Here is a 4,161-nt window from a genome sequence, read left to right on the forward strand (position 1 = left end):
GCACTCATCATCGTCGGCGAGCCCTGCACCGCGCAGCGCTGCAAATAGTGCTTCACCGCCCGCAGGCCACCCAGTTCCTCGCCCCCGCCCGCGCGGCCGGGGCCGCCGTGCTTGAGCTTGGGCAGCGGCGAACCATGGCCGGTGTTCTCCAGCGCGGCTTCGCGGTCCAGCACCAGCATGCGGCCATGCCAGGCGGCAAAGGTCGGCACAGCTTGCGCAGCGAGCGCCGGCGTCTTCGTGCAGATGGTGCCGACCAGGCTGCCGCGGCCCAGCGTTGCCAGGTGCAGGGCCTCCTCGAAATCGCCATAGGGCAGCAGCGTCGTCACCGGGCCGAAGGCTTCCAGGTGGTGGGCGTCGCTCGCAGCCGAGTCGCGGGCCAGCAGCAGCGTCGGGGCGAAGAAGGCGCCGTCGCTGACACCTTCGCCCTTGGGCGCAAAACCGTCGCGCCCGGACAGCAGCAGCTCGCAGTTCTTGGCCAGTTGGGCCACGCGTTCGGCCACGTCGGCCTGCTGCGCCTTGCTGGCCAGCGCGCCCATGCGCACGCCTTCGACAGCCGGGTCACCCACCACCGTCTTGGACAAGCGCGCCTTCAGTGCAGTGGCCACCGCATCGATGCGGTTGGCGGGCACGATGGTGCGGCGGATGGCCGTGCACTTCTGGCCGGCCTTGGCCGTCATCTCGCGCGCCACCTCCTTGATGAATAGGTCGAACTCCGGGTCATCCGGCGTCACGTCGGGCGCCAGGATGGCGCAGTTCAGGCTGTCGGCCTCGGCGTTGAAGGGGATGCTCTTCTTCAGCAGGTTCGGGTGGGCCTTCAGCATCAGCGCGGTGTCGGCGCTGCCGGTGAAGGTGACGACGTCGGCCTCGTCCAGGCGCTCGAACAGATCACCCGTGCCGCCAATGATGAGCTGCAGCGCGCCGACCGGCACCAGGCCCGACTCGACGATGAGGCGCACGCAGGCCTCGGCCACATAGCTGGTGGCCGTGGCAGGCTTGACCAGGCAGGGCATGCCGGCCAGGAAGCTCGGTGCAAACTTCTCCAGCATCCCCCACATCGGGAAATTGAAGGCATTGATGTGCAGGGCCACGCCCCGCTTGGGCACCATCACATGGCTGCCGATGAAGTGGTTGTTGGCACCCAGCCGCATGGCCGGGCCCTCGTGCAGCACATTGCTGCTGGGCAGGTCCTTGCCGCCGATGGAGGCGTAGGCAAACAAGGTGCCGATGCCGCCCTCGATGTCGATCCAGGAGTCGCTGCGCGTCGCACCCGTATGGGCACTGATGGCGTACAGCTCTTCCTTGCGTTCCATCAGGTAGGCGGCCAGCGCCTTCAGCACGCGGGCGCGGTCCTGGAAATGGGTGCGCAGCAGGCTGGGCAGCGCCGTGCCACGCGCGAAGGCCATGGCCTCGGCAAAGTCCAGGCTCTCTTCATGCGTATGCGCCACCACGCGACCGTTGATCGCACTGGCCAGTGGCTTGGCCGCTCGTTCGCCGACCCAGTGGCCGGCGATGTAACTTTGAAGCGTGCTCACTTGATGAGTTTCCAAGCGCCGTTTTCAATCTGCACCATCACGCGGGCGCGCTGGTCCAGGCCCAGGTGGTCACCTGACGACATGTTGTAGACGCCATGCGCGCCGGCCAGGTTCTTCACGTTTTCCAGCGCATCGCGCAGCGCGGCGCGGAAGGCCGGCGTGCCGGGCTGGGCCTTCTTCAGCGCCTCGGGCGCGGCGGCGGCGAGCAGCAGGCCCGCGTCCCAGGCATGGCCACCGAAAGTCGAGACCGAGCCCTTGCCGTGGGCGGCCTCGTACTTGGCGATGTAGTCCTGGGCGCTCTTCTTCACCGGGTGGTCGGCCGGCAGCTGGGCCGCGACGAGCACCGGGCCAGCGGGCAGCAGCGTGCCTTCGACGTCCTTGCCGCCGACGCGCAGGAAGTCGTTGTTGGCGATGCCATGGGTCTGATAGATCTTGCCGGCATAGCCGCGCTCCCTGAGCGCCTTCTGCGGCAGCGCGGCGGGCGTGCCCGAGCCGGCGATCAGGATGGCGTCGGGCTTGGCGGCGACCAGCTTGAGCACCTGGCCGGTGACCGACGTGTCCGTGCGGTTGTAGCGTTCGCTCGCGACGACGTTGAGCTTCTTCGTCGCAGCGATCTTGTTGAACTCGCCCCACCAGCCTTCACCATAGGCGTCGGCAAAGCCGATGAAGCCGGCCGTCTTGATGCCGTTGTCGACCATGTGGGTCACGATGGCCAGGGCCATCATGATGTCGTTCTGCGGCGTCTTGAAGACCCAGCGCTTTTTCGCGTCGACAGGCTCGACGATGCGTGCCGAAGCGGCCATCGAGATCATCGGCGTCTGCGCTTCTGACACCGCATCGATCATCGCCAGCGAATTGGGCGTGACGGTGGAGCCGATGACGATGTCGACCTTGCTGTCGGTGATGAGCTTGCGCGTGTTGGCGACGGCCGTCGTCGTGTCGGAGGCGTCGTCCAGCACGATGTAGTTGACCTTCTGGCCGCCGATGGTGGTCGGCATCAGGGCGAAGGTGTTCTTCTCCGGAATCCCGAGCGAAGCGGCGGGACCGGTGGCCGACAACGTGACGCCAACGTTGATGTCAGCCTGGGCCGCCAGGCTCAGCGTGGCCGCCAGGGCCAGGGCGAGTTGCTTGAATCGCTTCATGGGGTCGTCTCCTCGGGATGTCATCGGGTTTATGGAATGAGGGCGGGCTGGCGCAGCTGCACTGCACCGAGGCCGCCAAAGAACAGGTCACTGACCAGGGTGGCGAGCGCCTCGTGCGAGAGCTCGCCGTCGGGCCGCAGCCAGGTGAAGGTCCAGTTGATCATGCCAAAAAGCAGCATGGTCAGTGGCTTGTGCAGGTTGGCGTCGCGCAGTTCGGGACGCACCTGGCAGACTGCCGCCGCGAACTCGCTGACGACGCGGCGCTCCACGTCGAGCAGGCGCTCGCGCTCGGCATCGGCCAGGAACTTGATCTCGCTGGTCAGCACGCGGTGCTGGGCCTGGGCGTCGGCATAGGAACGCGTGAAGCGCTCGATGAGGGCGCGCAGCTGCGCGTCGGGCGTCAGCTGCCGGGACTTGACCTCTTCGACCAGGGCCAGCAGCGCATGCACATGGCTGTCGCAGATCTGGGCCAGCAGCTCCTGCTTGTCCTGGAAGTAGTGGTACAGGGTCGGCTTGGCCACGCCGCAGGCCTCGGCGACCTGGTTCATCGACGTGGCGCTGAAGCCCTGCTCGGCAAACAGGCGGGCGGCGGCGGCGAGGATGTCCTCGCGTTGGGCTTCGAAGCCGGGGGCGCGTTTGCGTGCCATCAGCGTTCGTCGAAGGAAATCACGACCCGCTCCGTCAACGGATGGGCCTGGCAGCTCAGGATGAAGCCGGCGGCGACCTCGGCCTTGTCCAGTGCGAAGTTCTTGTCCATGCGCACCTCGCCCTCGATGAGCTTGCAGCGGCAGGTGGAGCAGACGCCGCTCTTGCACGAGAACGGCACATCCATGCCTTCGCGCGCAGCGGCGTCGAGCAGGCTGGGGTCGCTGGAATGGAACTCGATCTCGCGCGACAGGCCGTCGCGGATGACGGTCACGCGGGCCTGGGGCGCATCACCAGGCTTGACCTCGTGGGGCACGGGTTTGCCGGATAGCGTCTCCGGCGTGCCGAAGCGCTCGATGTGGATGCGCTCGGCCGGGATGCCCGAGCCGAGCAGCGCAGCCTCGGCCTGGTCATTCATCTCGAAGGGGCCGCAGACGAAGACTTCGTCAATGCTCGCCGCCGGCACCGGGCCGGCGAGGAAGGCGCTGAGCTTGCCGGCATCCAGGCGACCGCCGTACAGCGGCGCATCGACCACCTCGCGGCTGAAGACCAGGTGCAGGGACAGCCGCGTCATGAAGCGGTTCTTCAGGTCTTCGAGTTCTTCCTTGAACATCGTCGACGCGGTGCGACGGTTCGAATAGATCAGCGTCGCGCGGGCATTCGGCTCGCGCTCCAGCAGCGCCGTCAGGATGGCGATGATGGGCGTGATGCCCGAGCCGCCGGCGATGAAGAGCACATGGCGGCCCTCGGCCTGCGCGGCTGGCATCAAGAAGCGCCCTTGCGGCGGGTAGGACTCGATGACGTCGCCGGCCTTGAGCTGCTCATGCACCCAGCTGGAGAAG

The 4,161-nt window shown here is 67.1% G+C and carries 4 protein-coding genes; all 4 read right to left on the reverse strand.

The window, feature by feature from the left end; genetic code table 11:
- Positions 1-1,532, reverse strand: a 1,532-nt coding sequence (gene paaZ, locus AC1DU6_RS22130) for a phenylacetic acid degradation bifunctional protein PaaZ (RefSeq protein WP_477859633.1), incomplete at its 3' end; no start/stop codon positions are given.
- Positions 1,529-2,674, reverse strand: a complete 1,146-nt coding sequence (locus tag AC1DU6_RS22135; RefSeq protein ID WP_457324586.1) for an ABC transporter substrate-binding protein — start codon at positions 2,672-2,674, stop codon at positions 1,529-1,531. The genes AC1DU6_RS22135 and paaZ, both read right to left, overlap by 4 nt.
- A 29-nt stretch (positions 2,675-2,703) precedes the next feature.
- Complete coding sequence (locus AC1DU6_RS22140; RefSeq protein ID WP_056195246.1) at positions 2,704-3,321, reverse strand: TetR/AcrR family transcriptional regulator; 618 nt, start codon at positions 3,319-3,321, stop codon at positions 2,704-2,706.
- On the reverse strand, positions 3,321-4,161 hold an 841-nt coding region (locus AC1DU6_RS22145), incomplete at its 5' end, for a 2Fe-2S iron-sulfur cluster-binding protein (protein WP_477859635.1). The genes AC1DU6_RS22140 and AC1DU6_RS22145, both read right to left, overlap by 1 nt.

It is taken from the genome of Roseateles sp. P5_B10 (genome assembly GCF_056400485.1).

Coding starts and splice junctions, on each gene's coding strand:
- AC1DU6_RS22135 (WP_457324586.1), bottom strand. CDS start 2,674: ATGAAGCGATTCAAGCAACTCGCCCTGGCCCTGGCGGCCACGCTGAGC.
- AC1DU6_RS22140 (WP_056195246.1), bottom strand. CDS start 3,321: ATGGCACGCAAACGCGCCCCCGGCTTCGAAGCCCAACGCGAGGACATC.